At 41.9% G+C, this 18,373-nt stretch carries 13 protein-coding genes and 1 other RNA gene; 1 reads left to right on the plus strand and 13 read right to left on the minus strand.

The window, feature by feature from the left end; all coding sequences use genetic code 11:
• Nucleotides 1–269 precede the first annotated feature (269 nt).
• The 6 genes from CVP04_RS07725 to CVP04_RS07750 all read right to left on the minus strand — a co-directional run bounded on the left by CVP04_RS07725 (nt 270) and on the right by CVP04_RS07750 (nt 5,028).
• Nucleotides 270–701, minus strand: a complete 432-nt coding sequence (locus tag CVP04_RS07725; RefSeq protein WP_100296945.1) for a hypothetical protein — start codon at nt 699–701, stop codon at nt 270–272.
• Nucleotides 685–1,389, minus strand: a complete 705-nt coding sequence (locus CVP04_RS07730) for an adenine nucleotide alpha hydrolase family protein (protein WP_100296946.1) — start codon at nt 1,387–1,389, stop codon at nt 685–687. Before CVP04_RS07730 ends, CVP04_RS07725 begins: the two co-directional genes overlap by 17 nt.
• A 208-nt stretch (nt 1,390–1,597) precedes the next feature.
• Nucleotides 1,598–1,963, minus strand: a transfer-messenger RNA (tmRNA) gene (gene ssrA, locus CVP04_RS07735).
• A gap of 113 nt (nt 1,964–2,076) precedes the next feature.
• Nucleotides 2,077–2,667, minus strand: a complete 591-nt coding sequence (locus tag CVP04_RS07740; protein WP_100296947.1) for a prolipoprotein diacylglyceryl transferase — start codon at nt 2,665–2,667, stop codon at nt 2,077–2,079.
• A gap of 320 nt (nt 2,668–2,987) precedes the next feature.
• Nucleotides 2,988–3,716 (minus strand): dethiobiotin synthase, encoded by a 729-nt coding sequence (bioD, locus tag CVP04_RS07745; protein ID WP_100296948.1) that lies wholly within the window; start codon nt 3,714–3,716, stop codon nt 2,988–2,990.
• Between the two features lie 82 nt (nt 3,717–3,798).
• Nucleotides 3,799–5,028, minus strand: a complete 1,230-nt coding sequence (locus tag CVP04_RS07750) for an ROK family protein (RefSeq protein ID WP_100296949.1) — start codon at nt 5,026–5,028, stop codon at nt 3,799–3,801.
• Nucleotides 5,029–5,221: 193 nt separating this feature from the next.
• Between CVP04_RS07750 and asnS the strand changes: the two genes are divergently transcribed.
• On the plus strand, nt 5,222–6,625 hold the full coding sequence (asnS, locus tag CVP04_RS07755) for an asparagine--tRNA ligase (RefSeq protein WP_100297014.1): 1,404 nt from the start codon (nt 5,222–5,224) through the stop codon (nt 6,623–6,625).
• Nucleotides 6,626–6,784: 159 nt separating this feature from the next.
• On the opposite strand, the gene CVP04_RS07760 is transcribed toward asnS, so the two are convergent.
• The 7 genes from CVP04_RS07760 to recB all read right to left on the minus strand — a co-directional run bounded on the left by CVP04_RS07760 (nt 6,785) and on the right by recB (nt 18,326).
• Nucleotides 6,785–7,258 (minus strand): ClpXP protease specificity-enhancing factor, encoded by a 474-nt coding sequence (locus CVP04_RS07760; RefSeq protein WP_100296950.1) that lies wholly within the window; start codon nt 7,256–7,258, stop codon nt 6,785–6,787.
• Between the two features lie 14 nt (nt 7,259–7,272).
• Nucleotides 7,273–7,911, minus strand: a complete 639-nt coding sequence (sspA, locus tag CVP04_RS07765) for a stringent starvation protein SspA (RefSeq protein ID WP_100296951.1) — start codon at nt 7,909–7,911, stop codon at nt 7,273–7,275.
• Nucleotides 7,912–8,157: 246 nt separating this feature from the next.
• A complete protein-coding gene (ltrA, locus tag CVP04_RS07770; RefSeq protein WP_100296952.1) occupies nt 8,158–9,897 on the minus strand; it encodes a group II intron reverse transcriptase/maturase in 1,740 nt (579 codons plus the stop codon).
• Nucleotides 9,898–11,640: 1,743 nt separating this feature from the next.
• Nucleotides 11,641–12,033: a 30S ribosomal protein S9 gene (rpsI, locus tag CVP04_RS07775; protein ID WP_017806615.1), complete on the minus strand. Its 393-nt coding sequence runs from the start codon at nt 12,031–12,033 to the stop codon at nt 11,641–11,643.
• 16 nt (nt 12,034–12,049) lie between these two features.
• Nucleotides 12,050–12,478 (minus strand): 50S ribosomal protein L13, encoded by a 429-nt coding sequence (rplM, locus tag CVP04_RS07780; protein ID WP_100296953.1) that lies wholly within the window; start codon nt 12,476–12,478, stop codon nt 12,050–12,052.
• Nucleotides 12,479–12,687: 209 nt separating this feature from the next.
• The gene (recD, locus tag CVP04_RS07785; protein WP_100296954.1) at nt 12,688–14,688 is read right to left on the minus strand and encodes an exodeoxyribonuclease V subunit alpha; all 2,001 of its coding nucleotides are present in this window, start codon (nt 14,686–14,688) and stop codon (nt 12,688–12,690) included.
• On the minus strand, nt 14,688–18,326 hold the full coding sequence (gene recB / locus CVP04_RS07790; protein ID WP_100296955.1) for an exodeoxyribonuclease V subunit beta: 3,639 nt from the start codon (nt 18,324–18,326) through the stop codon (nt 14,688–14,690). The genes recD and recB overlap by 1 nt, the downstream gene beginning before the upstream one ends.
• Between the last annotated feature and the right edge of the window lie 47 nt (nt 18,327–18,373).

Below are 18,373 nucleotides of genomic sequence, written 5' to 3' on the forward strand. Positions count from 1 at the left end.
AAGACATATTGTTTAAGAATGAAGAAACTCACACGCTTTATCTACAAGAAAAACGCGTTGAGGCACTTCAATTAATTCGGTTCATTAAATTTTTCAAACGATCTAAAAATATTAAATAGAACAAAAAGCCTTGCTATTTAGGCTTGGTTCGGATTAAAAAATAGATAAAAAAACCTAGCAATCAAGCTAGGTTTTTATAGCCAGACAAAGTCTGGCTATAATAAAAAAAGCCTTGCTGTTACACAAGGCTTTTAATCCATTTCATTTAATTAATCGACAAACTCTAAATAGGCTTTATCGATTTTCCCTTCTGTGCGATAAGGCACATCCGCTTTTGGCAATTTGATTCCGAGCTTTTCCGCAACGACTTGTCCGTCAAGGTATTTGTCACCTTCTTCAAACAATTCTAACGCTTTCAATAAAAATTCTTTCTGTTCGCGCGTCTGGAAACAAACACAGAACCAATATTCAGAATCTGTTGCTAACTCAAAACGCTTATCTTCGCGCTTGATTGCGTCCCGAAATCCTTTTTGTAAGGCATTTAAATCCGCCTCGCAATCAATTTCCGGATCGCCTGTCGGCTCAGGCGCCTCAAAATAGGATTTATTTTGCTGTCTTTTTGCAATCGCTGCTTTTTCTTTCGCTTGCTTTTGCTTAATTCTTGCCTCAGCTTTAATCTTTTCTTTATCCACGCTTGCCATTTGCACACTCCCACCGAAATATTTCCAAATCCGCCATTGGATATAACTCTAAAATCTTTTGATAATCTTTCGGAAAATGCTGCTTAATTAAATACAAAAAGCGCAAATCGATTCCGTCAAAAGATCGCCCGAATATTTTATAATCCTGTGCCAATTTAACCTTGTGCTTTCTAAAGCACTCAATTAAATCAGCCTTTTTCCAATCCCAAACAGGATGATATTTTAACTGATTAAATGAGATACTGCCGTGCTTGTTAATGGCGATTCTTCGCATTGGCGAATCTGCCGCTCTTACACCGTCCGCAACCAATGTATTGCTTGGTAAATCGAATTTATCGCACATCACTTTCTGGACATCGAGATAATCAAATTCCGGAAATGCGGCATCCTCAATCACCTTGCAATTTTGCGGCGGCTGGACAACAAAATTATTCAATAATCTCGGCACGGAGGTGTGTGGGAGCTGTGTTATTTTCACACCGAAAAAGCGCTCATAATAATCAATGCTTTCATCCACAAACTCCAAATGCGGAACGAGATAAAGATAATAAGGGATAACCTCCTCAAATTTATCTCTAATTGCCAACCACGCCGCTACGGCATCTTTACCGCAGCTAAACGCTAGCAATGTCTTTTTCTGCCGGCTTGCGACAAAATCGATTGTCTCAACACCTGATAATGCAGCCATTTATTGCTCCTTTTTTGTTATTGGATGAAACTACTTTAACAAGTTCCGTTAGCAAAGACAATAAACAGCTAAAATATCGGTTAGATACCTAATTAGGTACTTAAATCATCGGATTTAATAGGCAAGACTACATAGGAATTAAAAAAGCCTTGAATCATTGATATTCAAGGCTTTTTCGTATTTGATAGAACTTTATCAGACTAAGATTTGGTGGAGCTGGGGGGAGTTGAACCCCCGTCCGAAATTACTCTACCTTCAGCACTACACGTTTAGTCTAGTCTTTAATTTCATTTACCCTCTGCGGACAGACACGCGAAGAATAAACTAGCTTGATTTAATTTAACGTTTCGATCCTCAAGCGGAGGCTTCAGCGCGATCTCGTTTTGGTTTGACTCCTCTTGATCCCCGTCTTACGAGCGGAAGCTAGGGAGAGAAGGCTAAATGCAGGTTATTAAGCTGCTAAAGCGTATTGTTCGTCGTTTGCGACTATTTTTTGCGGTTTATTTACGAGGCCTACCGCACCTCGACGTGCACCTTGGGCTTTGTCAATCCCGTCGAATCCAGAATCAGCCCCAAAACTCGGTTAAGTTTACCAAAAACTCGATAAAATGCAAAAAGAATAATTTTTTATAAAAACAAAAGACCGGAAAATAAACATTCCGGTCTTTATTATTCAAGATAACGATCTTATTTTGCCGCTTCTTTTACTTGTTCAATCGCGTTTTTAACATCTTCCGCTTTGTTTGATACCGCGTCAGCCGCTTGGTTTACTTTTTCTGTAACCACGTCTTTCACTTCGGTAACTTTATCGGTTGCCGCATCTTTTGCTTCGGCAACTTTATCCGCCGCTGCATCTTTAACTTCAGTCGCTTTATCCGCCGCAGCATCTTTAACTTCAGCTGCTTTATCCGCCGCCGCTTCTTTGACTTCAGTCGCTTTATCCGCTACGGCATCTTTTGCTTCGGTTACTTTATCAGCAACCGCGTCTTTCACTTCCGCTGCTTTTTCCACTACGGCATCTTTTACTTCATTCGCTTTAGCAACTGCGGTATCTTTAACTTCGTTGGCTTTTTCAACGACGGTATCTTTTACATCTTTCGCCGCTTCTACCGCCGCATCTTTTACATCGGCTGCCGCTTGTGCGACGGAATCTTTCGCTTCGGATACGCTTGCTTTTGCATTTTCAACTTGTTGAGACACTTTATTTTCTTTGTCAAAACAACCTGTAACGCTTAATGTTGCACCTAATACTAATACCGCTAATAGTGATTTTTTCATCATTGCTCCTACACAATTAATTTAAAAGAATAACGTACAAATCGACACGCTGTTCGTTTGTCGTGCATAGTGTCTAACAAAATTCGTTGAAAATAAATATATCTTTACATTTTTTTACTTATCAAACGGAGGAACGGATAATTCGAAAGAAAATCGATGAAATAACTGCTTGATTCGATTAGTGATTGTTATATAAAGAGAAATAATGTGATTTTATGTAAATTTTCGAACTTTTTTATTTGTTTAAATTTAATCCGTTCGGTGTATTTTGTAGATAAATTTAAACCGCCCGAAAAGGCGGTTTTCAGCAAAGACATATTCTATTTTACCCATTGGGTTTTCATATAAGTCAGTCTTTCTACATTCGTAATATATTGTCCCAGTTCTTGTTCTTCCGGCTTGTACACATAAGGAATACGTCCTAAAAGCGGCGCATCGATTTTTTCAGTCAAAATATCAATAATTTCGGCATAATGCCCCAAACAAGGATTGATTCGATTTGCGATCCAGCCCAACAACGGCAAGCCGGATTGTTGAATGGATTGAACGGTCAATAACGCGTGATTGATACAACCTTCTTTAATACCGACGACCAGAACAATCGGCATATTATGGCTTTTCGCCCAATCGGCAAAACTGTATTCTTTATTAATCGGCGTCAACCAACCGAATGCCCCTTCCACTAAAACGGATTGATAACGACCGGACAAGCGCTCCAAATCCGCATTAATTTTTTTAATGTCGATTTGACCGCTCTTTGAGGTTAACATCGGCATTGTATGCTCGAAACTGTAGCTGTTAACGTCTTGATAAGAAACTTTTTCATTTGTCGATCTCATCAAGGTTAATACGTCCGGATTATCTTCCGCGCCGTAATCGCTTTCCGATTTCGTTTGCATATCGTTATAAACGGGATCATCTTGTCCGCACGCAACGGGCTTATATCCGACAATCTGAACCCCTTTATTTTGCAACGCCTGAATAATTGCCCGGCTCGATACCGTTTTGCCCACATTGGTATCCGTACCGGTTACAAAAAAACTACTCATTAATTTCCCCTTTTATTCCATTTGTAGGGATTCTAAAGTAATTTTTCTCGGCGGATATTGAGCTAACACAATTTTTTCTGCATTATTGGACATCTTTAATCAAATGCCCCAGCAAACTGCCGTCATAAATACCTTGTTTAATCGCCGCCATCACCACAACCGGACTATTCCACTCATATTGACTGGTAATCACATCCGCCGTTTGCCCGTTCGGTGCCAAATAGTTATTTAACGTTTCGTTTATTCTCGGCAAAAACACGTCCTTCACTTCCTCCGGCAAACCGGAACTTAGCATAATTTTTTTGGAACAGAATACATTCACCAAGTTCATCAAAATATACGCCGTGACATCCGCCAAATGATTCAAAATTTCAACTGCTTGCGCCTCACCTTCTTTCACTTTTCGGCATAAGAAATAAATTTTTTCCGCATTATCCGCCAAATTATTCTGCGGATAAAAATGATCGATTAACCGGTAAACGGCTTTATGGGTAATTTGATTCATTACTTGATAGCGCTCGATTTCCGGCAAATCGGGATTAATCGCCTCCTGCACCGGCGAAAGTTTCGGCACGATCATCTTGTCAATGGTAATACGGCTATGCCCGTTACGGCATAAAATTTCGCCTTGCGATACCGCACTCAAATTAATTACATCGCCTAATTGCACAAACAGCACGTTATCACAGCCGATTACGCTACCCAGCGTATTTTCCGCCAGTAGCCAAGTTTGGAAATATTCCGTGACGATAATCGGAATATTAAAGTGCGGTGCAAATAACGCCTGAAGATCCAAATTCATTTCGGTTTTACCCAAGCGACACAAACGGTTATCAGTTTTATCCAACTCACCGGTTACTGCAATCGAAAAGGTAATAGGATGATTAAGCTGCCGCTGCACTTGATTTAAAAAATGCAATAAATGACAAATCAACACCGATTCCAAATCCGTCAAATCCGTCGGTGTTAACGGATAAGTCTGCTGCGAAATCGGTGTGCCGTCCAATTCGCACAACAAAATATCAAAGTGATCTTCTGCCAAAATGGCACACAACGCTTGCCAATAAAAAGGTGAAACACATAATCCCACTGCCGGACGTCCGCGACTTTCCGTATTTTGCACCGCTCTTTCAATAATTAATCGTTCTTCAATTAACTCGCGGGTTAATGCCGTGATCGTTGCCGGTGCTAATTGCGATAATTTTGATAAATCAATCCGTGAAATTTCCTCAAATTGTTCAACTAAACGATAAATTTTACCTAGTTGTTTTAATCTTAAGGGTAATTTGTCTTCCTTTCTTACCTTAGCCATACATTTCTCAATTTAATTTAATTAAAAAAATTTTTTGCAATTTATACCAGTTACACTCTGAAAAACAAGATAATTCCCTTAATTCTGTGGCATAAGTCACAAAAACAAAAAATTTAATACATTTTGGCAAATTCTCTAACTTGCGGTAAACTAAGAAAGTTTTATGCAAAATTTTTTAAAAATTGAGGTTGATATGACGAAAATTGCACCTATTGCCGAAGTATTACAAGGGAAAGTCGCCCTTGGTGATCAAGTGACCGTGCGCGGTTGGGTTCGTACCCGTCGCGATTCTAAAGCTGGACTTTCTTTTCTCGCAGTTTACGACGGTTCTTGCTTTGATCCGATTCAAGTTATCGTAAATAACGATATTGCAAACTATGAAAGCGAAGTTTTACGTTTAACTACCGGTTGCTCGGTGATTGTCAGCGGTACGGTGGTCGAATCGCCGGCAGAAGGACAAGCGGTCGAATTACAGGCACAAACCGTTGAAGTTGCCGGCTGGGTGGAAGATCCGGAAACCTATCCGATGGCGGCGAAACGCCACAGTATCGAATATTTACGCGAAGTGGCGCATTTACGTCCGCGTACTAATATTATCGGCGCGGTGGCGCGTGTGCGTCATTGCTTGGCGCAAGCCATTCACCGTTTCTTCCACGAACAAGGTTTCTATTGGGTGGCAACGCCGTTAATCACTGCCTCCGATACGGAAGGCGCCGGCGAAATGTTCCGCGTTTCCACCTTAGATCTGGAAAATTTACCGCGTACCGATAAAGGTGCGGTGGATTTTTCACAAGATTTTTTCGGTAAAGAATCGTTCTTAACCGTTTCCGGACAATTAAACGGCGAAACCTATGCTTGTGCATTAAGCAAAATTTATACCTTCGGTCCGACTTTCCGTGCGGAAAATTCCAACACTACTCGCCACTTGGCAGAATTCTGGATGGTCGAACCGGAAATCGCTTTCGCCGATTTAGCCGATAACGCCAAACTTGCCGAAGATATGTTGAAATATGTATTCCGCGCAGTGTTAAACGAGCGTAAAGACGACTTAAAATTCTTTGAAAAACACGTTGATAAAGATGTTATCACGCGTTTGGAAAACTTTATTCAATCCGATTTCGCTCAAATCGATTACACCGATGCGATCGAAGTATTATTGAAATCAGGCAAAACATTCGAATTTCCGGTTTCTTGGGGGATCGATCTTTCTTCCGAACACGAACGCTATCTTGCCGAAGAACATTTCAAATCACCGGTTGTGGTGAAAAACTACCCGAAAGACATTAAAGCGTTCTATATGCGTTTAAACGACGACGGCAAAACCGTTGCGGCAATGGACGTTCTTGCGCCGGGAATCGGTGAAATCATCGGCGGTTCTCAACGTGAGGAACGTTTGGACGTGTTGGATAAACGTATGGTCGAAATGGGATTAAATCCGGAAGATTATTGGTGGTACCGCGATTTGCGTCGTTATGGCACCGTGCCGCATTCCGGCTTCGGTTTGGGCTTTGAGCGTTTAATCGTGTATGTCACCGGCGTGCAAAATATTCGCGACGTTATCCCGTTCCCACGCTCACCGCGTAACGCAAACTTCTAAGATAAATAGAACAAACAAAAAAACTCCCGATAAAAGGGAGTTTTTTTATTACTGTGTAAAAAAGAAATTATCTTGCTGCAATAAACGGGAAAATCTCATACAAAAACGACCGCACTTTTCAGCATAAAGTGCGGCTGTTTTTTCTTTTGTTTTTGGGATTTATTTCACAATACGTAAATGCGAGGCGGATTTTTGTCCGTTATTTTTATTCTTTTCTTTTTCGACTTTCGGTTTATCCGCCGGTTTATCTACGGCTTCGGCAAAACTGAGCGGCTGTTCAACTTCCGCCTTATCTTGTGCCTCATCATAGAACGACTCAGGTTCAAACATTACGCCGTCACCGTTTTCGCGCGCATAAATCGCCAACGCTGCGCCCATAGGAATAAAAATCTCTTGCGGCACACCGCGAAAACGCGCATTAAATTGAATAAAATCATTAGTTAATTGTAGGTTTCCCGTGGCATTGGCAGAAAGATTTAACACGATTTGCCCGTCTTTGACATATTCAACCGGTACTTTCACGCCCCAATAGGTCGCATCTACAACCAAATAAGGCGTAAAATCGTTATCCACTAACCAATCATAATATGCTCTTAATAAATAAGGGCGTTTCGGAGAAGATTGATATTCCATTACACGTCCCCGATTTATTTATCGTCCATTAAATTTTTCGGCGCAACTTCACCGACCGATTGTAAGAAAGAATCACGTTGTACGACACGATCCATATAAGCTTTCACCGCTTTACTGCCGACACCGGTAAACTCAACGCCTAATTGCTGCATACGCCATAGTAATGGTGCAATATAACAATCGACCAAACTAAATTCTTCACTCATAAAATATGGCAACTGATTAAAAATCGGTGCAATCGCTAAAATTTCTTCTTTTAGTTGTTTTAATGCAATCGCGCGTTCTTCATCATTTCCCTTTTCCGCTTTTGCCAACACAGGATACCAATCCTGTTCGATACGCATCATTAATAAGCGACTTTTCCCGCGCGCAATCGGATAAACCGGCATTAATGGCGGATGCGGAAAACGTTCGTCAAGATATTCCATAATAATGCGAGAGTTATATAACACAAGATCGCGATCAACCAAGGTCGGCAACGTACCGTAAGGGTTCAACTCCATCAAATCTTCCGATAGGGTTTGCGGTTCTACAATTTCCGTATCATAAGCAACACCTTTTTCCGCCAATACGATTCGAACTTGGTGGCAATAAATATCCGTTTTATTCGAAAAAAGTGTCATTATTGAACGTTTATTTGCAGCGCTTGTCATCTTTTCCTCCGACGACTTAAAATAAAATTGATAAAAGGTCGCTTATTTTAGCACATTTCATAGGGTAATACATAAACCCTTCCGAAAAATACACAAAAAAAATTGCAAGCCTTTCGACTTGCAATTTCTTCGATAAAACGAAAATAAAAATGTCGGGTAGCGAAAATGCATTACTACATTTCCGCCCCCTAAGAACTGTACAAGCAAATTTCTCTGCATACAGCTCAAGCCTTTCTATTATCTGTGTTAGACAGCTCCTTTACTGATTGTTAGGTTTAATGCGTGTATCTGTGTATGACAAGTTGGGTGCACCAAACAACGATTTTTCAAGCTATCACTTCCTCCATTCATTTTGTAAATAATATGGTGGTCGTGCCAGCCTGTTTGTTTCGTGATTGGTTGATGGCAATAAGCACACTTTCCTTGCTGTTCCTTAAATAACCAACTCCAAATTCGTCTATGCTTTTCTTGGTTGTATAACCTGCGTTGACGAAGAAGTTCGCTTTCTAATTCCCATTCAGGTAGAAACGGATTATATTCCGATTTTATCTTTATGTGCCGTTCTATTTTTACCCCACTACAATAGACTAAGTCTATCGGGTGTAAATCGCCTTTCTTATCAGTGTAAACTGTTCCGAACACCCAACTTCGGGTTGCTGTGGTACAAAAGTATTTCTCTTTTATCCACTTTATCCCTTTATTGTGATGTCTCCGTTTACACCATTTCCATAAGGCTCGCCATACTAATGCGTCCATTCGTCCAAAGGCTTTGCTTGCCACTTGATGTTTGTGGTAGATTGCCCAACCTCGTAGCATTGGATTAAGTACCCTAATTAAATCAGATTGTTTTGCCATTTTCATTTTAGAAATAGTTTCTTTGACTTTACGATAAAATGTTTGCACATTCTTTTTGTTCGGTCTAATCAACACTTTTCCTTTGAAACGTCTGACATTCCAACCTAAAAAGTCAAAACCCTCTTCAATATGTACCACTTTTGTTTTACTCTCTGAAAGTGTAAGACCTCGTTCAGCTAGAAAACCTTTAACAAGTGGGATAACCTTTTCTTCCAGTAATTCTTTAGAAATCCCCGAAATAATAAAGTCATCAGCATATCGAACAAGATAGGTTTTGTGTCTTCGGATTTTTGAGCCTGTTTTCTTGCCAAAATGTTCAGCAAGTAAGCTCTCTAATCCATCCAATGCCATATTTGCTAACGTTGGAGAGATAATACCGCCCTGCGGTGTGCCCTCCTCTGTTCGCTTGAGCTGTCCAAACTCCACTACGCCAGATTGAAGCCATTTTCGCAATATCCGCTTGTTCATCGGTATATGCTTTAATAGCCAATCGTGGCTGATGTGGTCAAAACACCCTTGTATGTCCGCATCTAATACCCATTCCACTGGCTGATTGGTTTTCTTCCCTTTATGAGAGAATATCTGATGAATATGTGTTATCGCGTCCGCTGTGGAACGTTCTAACCGAAATCCATAAGAGCCTGTATCCGCCAATGTTTCTGCTACGGGTTGTAGCCCCAACAAATATAACGCTTGCATTGCTCTATCTTTCATTGTCGGAATACCCAATGGGCGTTGTTTTCCGTTTGCTTTAGGGATAAATACTCGCCTTAATGGGAGTGGTTTATACCCTTTAGCTGAAAGTGAGAAAATCGCTTGGTATTTTTGTTCGGGGCTATTCCATAGCACCTTATCTACGCCAAATGTGCGTTTACCTTGATTTTCAGTCACTCGCCTTACTGCAATCGCTTTTGCATAAAACGAGTGGACAAGTAATCGTTGTAGGTTTTTAACCCTACGCCAATCCTTTGCCAAAGTTGCCTTCGCAATCCGTATCTGCACACCTTTAACAAATTGGTAAGCCTTTTGCCATTCAATAAAATGCCATTGGCTTAACTTTTTCGATTTGTTCGAGGTCGTTGGAGTTGGATTGCTTTCTACTTTTTTAGTATAATGCTTTCGCTCTTTCATACTTACCTCTGATATAACAAGAGTTTGGTATAAAAGTATTGGTTTTAGGATAACACCTTATCTTGCAACAACTTTCCCAAGCCCGTAAATATCCTATTTACGTTCAAATCGTTACAAGAGTGTATTATCATAAATACCGATAATTTTAACCGCTCTTGTAACCGATTAGGGCAAAGAGTGGAGCGTTAGGTTTTATTTAACAAGCCTAACGCTCGTTTTCTTTGTATTGTTTACATCGTCATCATTTTCACTTCCTTGATGTCCATAATGGGAACTTTTGTAAAACCATTATTTCTTTCTGTAAAATGAATTTGATTACCTTTAAGATGTTGCATTCATCTTGCGATGAAAGACCAGTTGGAAGTCTGCACCCTTTCGAGTTAGGCTATGTTTCACACCCTATCTGCACCATTACAGCACAGCATTTGCTTTTTCCAACCTCCCTTACCTGCATTTTCAACAGTATCGCTTACGCTTTACCTGCCCTATCCTTTTCCCCAGTTTGTACATAAGTATGTATCAGTATTGAGTATTGTGGACGTGGCGAAAATACAGGCTTACCAAGTTCCGTAATTATCACACGAGTAGGGAAGATACAGTCTGTTCTCCGGCAGCATTATGATGACGTATTCCCAACGCTAAAGAGAATATCCTGCTGCATACCTTTTGGTCTAAGCCAATAGCAACCGTAGGCTCTTCCTCGTAACGAAGTTTATCAACTGTTCACTTACGTTTATCTTTCTACCCAGTCTAGCCTCTCTCAATGTGTGTTGCTCACATTTTCCTTACATTACCTCACGGCAATATAAGCCCTTTCGGGGAGTACATTGTCAGGAAGCTCCGCACAAAACCGTTGCCAGTTATGCACTATCCCTAGACTACTGTTAGCCATATAACAGGTTGTACTATGAATTTCATTGCAAAGTTATATCTCAACAAAATTCATCACAACAATGATAATTACAGCTTTCGCATACTTACTAAGTTTTAATAAATAAGCCCTTGCTGTTGCTTTAAAACTTACCTTTTGTAATTTATTGCTAAATTACTTTGTAAATTAACCGCTTAATATCAGATAGATCGAACCTATAGCTATGCAAATAGATAGATGATCAGTCTATTTATAGGATAGATAAGTAAGATCACTGGATATAAGTTTAGGTAAATTTGAGCCGATAAATAGCCGTGCTGTTACCGCAAGCCATTTACGGGTAGCTATCAATTTCAAGCTACAATGGGTGCTTCCTTGTAGGAACGTCCCTAAGTAAAGATAAGTAGTAAAGTATACATTCGATCATAAGAAATTCCACTTCCTTATTTTCGGCTTCTCTCAGAATGCTGTAAGCCTTTCGGACTTTATTTATAGTAGGTTGCACAATTATTCTTTATGGACGATATTACGTTTAGGATTTGACCCCAGCCACTCTACTTAAAGCAGGCGACTAACGGTAGTAATATCTTTCGATAACGGATCTTGCTTTCTTACTCTCCTCAAACTCCCTCGTACAACGTAGTTGAGTACCTCAGAGTGAAGATCATACCTTATTACCGCATAAAGTTGGAAATTGTCTTCCCCAACTTAGCACCAAGTCTTGAGCAACGCTCCGTTCTTGGCCTGGCTTCCCAAGTACCCCCGAGGGGTACTTGAAAAGTGGAATAGAAAGACATATAATGCCTTTCCATTCCTGCAATAACTCCTTGATATATAAGGAGAAATTGCCATAAGCACGACAACTTGTCGCACTAACGTTTTGAGTATTGCGGACGACGACGTGCTTTGTGTAAACCCACTTTTTTACGTTCGACGCGACGCGCATCACGGGTAACAAAGCCCGCTGCACGTAATGCAGGACGTAAAGTTTCATCGTACTCAATTAACGCACGAGTGATACCGTGACGGATTGCACCCGCTTGACCTGAAATACCGCCGCCTTTTACAGTGATATAAAGGTCTAACTTATCTGTCAATTCAACCAATTCTAACGGTTGACGCACGATCATACGAGAAGTTTCGCGACCGAAATATACGTCTAATTCACGTTGGTTGATAGTGATTTTACCACTGCCCGGTTTGATAAATACACGAGCTGAAGAGCTTTTGCGGCGACCTGTGCCGTAGTTTTGATTCTCTGCCATTTTCCTAACCCCGTGATTAAATATCTAAAACTTGTGGTTGTTGTGCTGCGTGTTCGTGTTGAGCGCCCGCATACACTTTTAATTTACGGAACATTGCACGACCTAAAGGTCCTTTCGGCAACATACCTTTAACCGCAATCTCAATCACAGCTTCCGGACGGCGTTGGATCATTTCTGCGAAAGTCGCTTGTTTGATACCGCCTACATAGCCGGTGTGCCAGTAGTAAATTTTATCGCTTTCTTTTTTACCTGTTACGGCTACTTTGTCCGCGTTAATAACGATGATGTAATCACCGGTGTCAACGTGCGGAGTGTATTCTGCTTTATGTTTACCACGAAGGCGACGAGCTAATTCGGTAGCTAAACGACCTAGGGTTTTACCTGTCGCATCTACTACATACCAGTCGCGTTTAACCGTTTCCGGTTTTGCTACAAAAGTTTTCATTAATTTAATTACCAATAAAATAATATTAATACCCAGTGTCTAAAATTCAGACACAACCAGTCATCTTAATCTTCACCCCTTCGAGTGCGATCTCGATAAAATAATGCGCGGTGGGAATCCGTCGCATTTACAGGGTCGCAAGATTATACAAGAGATTTTCCGTAAAAGCTAATTTTTTCTTCCGATTTCGGTTAAATTCGGTATAAAAATTATTCGTTATTTTCCAACAAATAACTTAACCCGCTTTGTCTTTCCGTGCGTTTATTCACCGCACTTTGCCAAATTCGACGACGAGTGAAAACGGTGATATGCTTTTTCGCCCGCGTAACGCCGGTATAAATCAATTCTTTGCAGAGAATCGGATTCGGTTCCGTCGGTAAAATCAATAACGTATGATCAAATTCCGAGCCTTGCGATTTATGCACGGTCATCGCAAATGCCGGTTCGTAGGCGGGCATTCGGCTTGCCAGTTCGTTTTGCCCGTTTTCAAACCAAAAACGCTCGCTGATTTCACCGTTTTTATCCTGCGTGCGTAAATAAATACCGATCTCGCCGTTTAATAAACCGGTGTTACTATCGTTTTGCGTCACCATTATCGGCTTACCCGCATACCAATCGCGCGGATGATTAAAATTCACCAATCCTAAGGAACGCAACTGTTCGGCAATACGGTGATTTAAATTTTCGCTGCCCAGCTCGCCGACGCGAAGTGCGGTCAAAAATCGAACGCGATTAAACGCGGCAAAAATCCGTGCCAAATCCGCCGGTTCGAAAAGATCTTGTTGTTGCGCAATTTCTGCAACGATCTGTAGATATTCGCGATAATTTTCCACCGCACTTTGCACCACCGCCGCCACACAATCACGCAAAATCTCCGCCCTTGTTTTTTCTGTTTCCGGCGCAGCAAAATAAGGATCGAAATCCACCAAGGTAATTTCAGGTTGTGTTTTCACAACATCGTCCAGCCGGTTTTCCAACACCCGCCAGCTTTGTTCGCCTTGCGCTTGGTTAATCGCCTCCGCCAAGCGTTTAATGTCGGATTGATCATCGAAACGGCGACTTACTACTAAATTACACAAACAATCGCGAATTGGCTGTCCTTGTTCGGATGAGGCTAATTGCGCACCAGTGGTTCGGCGCAGATAATCCGTTAACATCGGGCTATATCCTTGCGACAAAAATTTGCCCAATTCGCTTAAAATCGCGCCCGCTTCAACGGAGGAAAGCTGATCTTTATCCCCCAACAAAATCAATTTGGTTTGCGGTTTCAAAGCGCGCAATAATTTCGCCATTAAGGACAAATCGATCATTGAGGCTTCATCCACCACCAACACATCCAGAGGCAACGGATTTTTTTGATCATAATGGGTTTTATCTTCAAAAAAACGCACGCCTAATAAGCGATGAATGGTTTGCGCTTCGCTCGGTACGGCGGCTTTTAAATCCGCGCTAATCGCAATTTTTTCGTGCGTTTGCAAACGAATAAACGAGGCTTCGATGCTTTTATTTAAGCGATCGGCAGCTTTTCCCGTCGGCGCCACCAATTTTATCCGCAACTGATTTTGATGCATTTCTTGCAATGCCAACAACAGACGGAAAACCGTTGTGGTTTTCCCTGTTCCCGGCCCGCCGGTAATCAAACAAAAAGATTTATTTAAAGCAATAGCAACGGCGATTTTCTGCCAATCGGGCTGATCGCTCGCAACGGATTCGGGAAAATAACGTTGTAACACCTCGGCAATGCGCGCGTGATCTTGTCCGATCGCCGAGGATTGTTGCGACATTCGGATGAAATATTGTGCAATTTGATATTCATCTTGCCAAACGCGATAAAAATACAGCGCGCCGTCCCGTAACACAAAAGGCGCGGCGTAACGTAGCGGCTGCTCGGTAAACGCAATATGCTCGCGCAATACGGATTGCCATTGGGTCGGTTCGAGGGAATGTAATTTCTCTTGAATTTCGGTTAAAAAATGACGTTCGCTCCAAGGTAAGGCAAAGCCTTGTCCATATGCTTCGCTAAGTATCAAGCGAGAATGCCCTTGTCGATACTGATAATGGCAAAGTGCGGCTAAAAAAATCGCTAAATCTTGAACGGCTTGCGGATAATTAAAGGCGCGACGTTGCTTGGTGTGAATAAATTCGGCGAAATAATAATCCGCCGCGCTAATCAAACCTTGTTGTTTTAAGCGAGATAAAATATTTAACATTAAAAGAGCGCCTCCAATTCCTCGATTAAACGCCGATCCGGTTTATCGAAATACACTCCGTTCGAATCTCGCCCGTTCATTCCGCGCAAGAAAGTGTAAATCACGCCGCCGAAATCGCGATCATAGTCATATTGCTTATCCTGCCGACATAAATAACGGTGTAACGCTACGCAATACAGCAAATATTGCCAGTCATAATGCCCGTTTAATATCGCCTGCCGCAGATTTTCGCCGGCGTAATCTTGCATTTGATCGCCCAATAAATTGGATTTGTAATCCAACAAATAATATTTCCCGTTATGACGAAAAACCAAGTCGATAAACCCGCGCACCATTCCTTGAAAACGATTTAAAATCAACGGCTCGGAAGGCAAATGATGATATTTTTTCAAAAGCCGATTAAACGCCGCCACGTCAAAATGCGCCGTCAATTTTAGATAAAACTGCATTTCTTTTAACATATCTCGGCGGGCAATTCGATTCAGTGCAAAAGACTCGCCGTCTGCAGTCAATGGCGTACGCAAGATTGCCTCCAACCATTGTTTTAACGGCGCAACCCACTCCTCGCTAAGCTCCAAATGATGACATAATTTACGCACGGATTCTTCTTCCGTCGGTCGGGTAAAATCCGTTTTCTCGAAATAACGGTGCAATTCCGTTCCGACCCGCGTGCCGTGCGGAAAATCGAACGGCGAATAACCTTGCGGATAATCTTCAAGCGGCTGTGCTTGGTGCGACGTTTTTTCCGCATTTAGCGGTGCGGATAGATTCAGATCGTAATCCTTCGCTTCATCAAAAAGGACGACATTTTTCACCGCACTTTCCGCAACATTTTGCTCCGCCTTCGCTTTGCGCTGCTCCGCTTGATTATAATTATGCTTATTGAGCATATCGGTGAAACCGGTGATCGTCCAATCATATTGAATTCGACCGGAAAATTCAGCGGCGGAAAGTTTTTCTTGCGGAAGTTTGGAATCCAGCGGTAAAAGATTTTTTGACAATTCGATCGTTTGTCGCACGATTTTATCCGCACCGACTTTTTCAATAAGTTTATCGAGCAAAGCGTCTGCCTTATAAATCGGCGTTTTAAAGGAAAGCTGTTCGCGAATTTCACCTTGGCTCAACGCGTACAACAGCGCGTTCCATTTTCCTTTAAAGGTTTGCGGCAAGCCGATGACGACCTGATATTTGGCACGGGTAAGCGCCACATAAAGCAAGCGCATTTCTTCGGCGAGGCTTTCTTTTGTCGTATCGCTTCGATGACTATGATCAAGATCCCACAAAACGCTTTTGTGCTGCGCCGAATAATAAGTGTTAATTTTGTAGCCTCTCTCGCGTTTCGTGCTTTCTCTCGACGGCAAACCGATAAACGGCAACCAAACCAAATCGTAAGCCAAACCTTTTGATTTATGAATGGTGACGATTTTGACCAACTCCCGCTCGCTTTCCAAACGAATGATTTCTTCCGTTTGCGAGATGCCGTGGACTTGCTTTTCAAACCAACGCAATAACGCCGCTTCCCCTTCGTTCAGGCGCGCCGCTTGCTGTAATAATTCCGCCAAATGCAGCAAATCCGTGATCATTCGTTCGCCGTTCGGATTTTGTAGCAGACGCTCGTTCAGTTGCTTGTCTAATAATAAGTTATGCAACATTACTAACACGCCTTGCTTTTGCCAGATTTGACGGTAATGCATAAAACGATCGACAATTTGTTCCCAGCCGTCTTGCTTGATGGCATAAATTTCCGCCGCCGTTAAGCCGAATAATTCGCCAGCAATGGCATTCAAAATCAATTTTTCATTAAAAGGATCCAAACAGGCTTTTAAAATCACCAATAATTCTTGCGCAATAGTGCCTTCATAAACATTACTTTTATCCGATAAATACACCGCCGTAATGCCTAATTTTTGCAATTCGATTTTGACTAATTCCGCTTCTTTCCAATCTTTCACCAATACGGCGATGTCTTTTGCCTGCAGCGTTTTTTCGCCGAAAACAGCTTGATTTTTCACCGCACTTTTCAGCCACCGGTAGATGGATTGTGCGCAAGCCTGAGCGAGCTCGCGTTTATCGCCGCTTTCCGATAAGTAACAACGTAACGCCGGTTCGATTTTTCCGTCTAACACAAAAGGCGACAGCGTTTTGCCGGCTTTCACCGGTAAAAAACGGATCTCATCAAATAAAAACGGCGAGGGTTCGTCAAAATGAAATAGCGCATTCACACAATCGATCAAAGCTTGTCCGGAGCGCCAGTTGTGTTCTAAGGTGAAACTGTTATTCGTTCGGCGCGAGGCTTGCAAATAAGTAAAAATATCCGCACCTCTGAATTTATAAATCGATTGTTTTGGATCGCCGATCATCATAAATCCGGTCGGCGTTTCCGTTTGCACCATATAAACACTGGAAAAAATCCGATATTGCAAGGCGTCCGTATCCTGAAATTCGTCAATCATCGCAAAAGGATATTGGCAACGAATTAATTGCGCCAATTCCGCGCCCTGTTCGCCGCCTAGCGCTTCGGACACCAAACGCAATAAATCGTCAAAACCTTTTTGATTATGATGGGCTTTATAGTCGATTAAACGCCGTCGAATATCGCGAATGCAATGATATAACAACATTGCTTCGTCCAATGTCGGATCGCCGATTTGTTCGATAAAATTTTCCGTTTCCGCCAATAAATTATGTGAAAAAGGCACCGCACTTTTCTTCGTGTTTTCATTTACCGCCGATTGGGTGAAATATTTTGCCAGCTGTTCGGGCAGGGTTGAACAATCCTCGCTTGCCGCCCATTGGCGAACCGCGTTAAAGCGCGAATCATTATGGTCGTCACGATAACGAGAAATCTGCGCGCGATTTTCCTGAAATAACGCTTTAAGTTCGTTTTCTTGTTTTAACCATTTTTTCTTAAAGGCTTGAACCAGCGTGAGCCGCGAATCTAAATAATCTTGCAAAAATTGCGCTAAGCTCATCGCCAATACATTCGTCGGCGCAATATCGACGCGTAATTCCTCCGCCGAAACATAAGCACGAATTTTCCCCAACAGCGCGCTCGGCGAATCGAAACATTTTTTGATAAATTCGGCAATATGCAAGGGTTGAGAATAAAAATTTTCCCGCCAAAATTCATTGGTTATTTGTTCGAACAATTCGCTTTCGTCTTTGACTAGCGCCAAATTAAAGTGAATGCCCGAATTAAACGCATATTGCATTAAAATCCGGTAACAGAAACCGTGAATGGTGTAAATCGCCGCCAAATCCATATTTTGTTCGGCAAGAGTTAAACGGTGTACGGCTTGTTCGATATCCGGAATATGGTCGATCAGATCCGCTAAAAACGCATCTTCGATCATAGTGCGATCGCCGCTATACCGATAACGAATCAGCTGTTGTTTTGCCGAATAAATTCGTTCGCGAATACGTTCGCGCAATTCTTGCGTCGCCATTTCGGTGAAAGTCACAACGAGAATTTGTTCGACGGTTAAAGGTCGCGCAAAACAATGTTCGCCCGCTTGTAGTAGCAAGCGAAGATACAAGGAAGCAATGGTATGTGTTTTTCCCGTTCCAGCGGACGCTTCGATTAAACTGACCGCGTTCAACGGAACGGTGACGGGATTGAGGGAAGTGGGTTCGTTCATAGCTTACCGAAAAATAGAAAAATCAGCGAAATCAATAAAACGGCGTA

Source organism: Caviibacterium pharyngocola (genome assembly GCF_002795405.1).
In the GTDB taxonomy this organism is placed as follows: domain Bacteria; phylum Pseudomonadota; class Gammaproteobacteria; order Enterobacterales; family Pasteurellaceae; genus Caviibacterium; species Caviibacterium pharyngocola.

What these genes read in the sequence shown, in the direction of transcription:
- CVP04_RS07725 (WP_100296945.1), bottom strand. Translation starts at nt 701, where the DNA reads ATGGCAAGCGTGGATAAAGAAAAGATTAAAGCTGAGGCAAGAATTAAG.
- CVP04_RS07730 (WP_100296946.1), bottom strand. Translation starts at nt 1,389, where the DNA reads ATGGCTGCATTATCAGGTGTTGAGACAATCGATTTTGTCGCAAGCCGG.
- CVP04_RS07740 (WP_100296947.1), bottom strand. Translation starts at nt 2,667, where the DNA reads ATGAAAAAATCACTATTAGCGGTATTAGTATTAGGTGCAACATTAAGC.
- bioD (WP_100296948.1), bottom strand. Translation starts at nt 3,716, where the DNA reads ATGAGTAGTTTTTTTGTAACCGGTACGGATACCAATGTGGGCAAAACG.
- CVP04_RS07750 (WP_100296949.1), bottom strand. Translation starts at nt 5,028, where the DNA reads ATGGCTAAGGTAAGAAAGGAAGACAAATTACCCTTAAGATTAAAACAA.
- asnS (WP_100297014.1), top strand. Translation starts at nt 5,222, where the DNA reads ATGACGAAAATTGCACCTATTGCCGAAGTATTACAAGGGAAAGTCGCC.
- CVP04_RS07760 (WP_100296950.1), bottom strand. Translation starts at nt 7,258, where the DNA reads ATGGAATATCAATCTTCTCCGAAACGCCCTTATTTATTAAGAGCATAT.
- sspA (WP_100296951.1), bottom strand. Translation starts at nt 7,911, where the DNA reads ATGACAAGCGCTGCAAATAAACGTTCAATAATGACACTTTTTTCGAAT.
- ltrA (WP_100296952.1), bottom strand. Translation starts at nt 9,897, where the DNA reads ATGAAAGAGCGAAAGCATTATACTAAAAAAGTAGAAAGCAATCCAACT.
- rpsI (WP_017806615.1), bottom strand. Translation starts at nt 12,033, where the DNA reads ATGGCAGAGAATCAAAACTACGGCACAGGTCGCCGCAAAAGCTCTTCA.
- rplM (WP_100296953.1), bottom strand. Translation starts at nt 12,478, where the DNA reads ATGAAAACTTTTGTAGCAAAACCGGAAACGGTTAAACGCGACTGGTAT.
- recD (WP_100296954.1), bottom strand. Translation starts at nt 14,688, where the DNA reads ATGTTAAATATTTTATCTCGCTTAAAACAACAAGGTTTGATTAGCGCG.
- recB (WP_100296955.1), bottom strand. Translation starts at nt 18,326, where the DNA reads ATGAACGAACCCACTTCCCTCAATCCCGTCACCGTTCCGTTGAACGCG.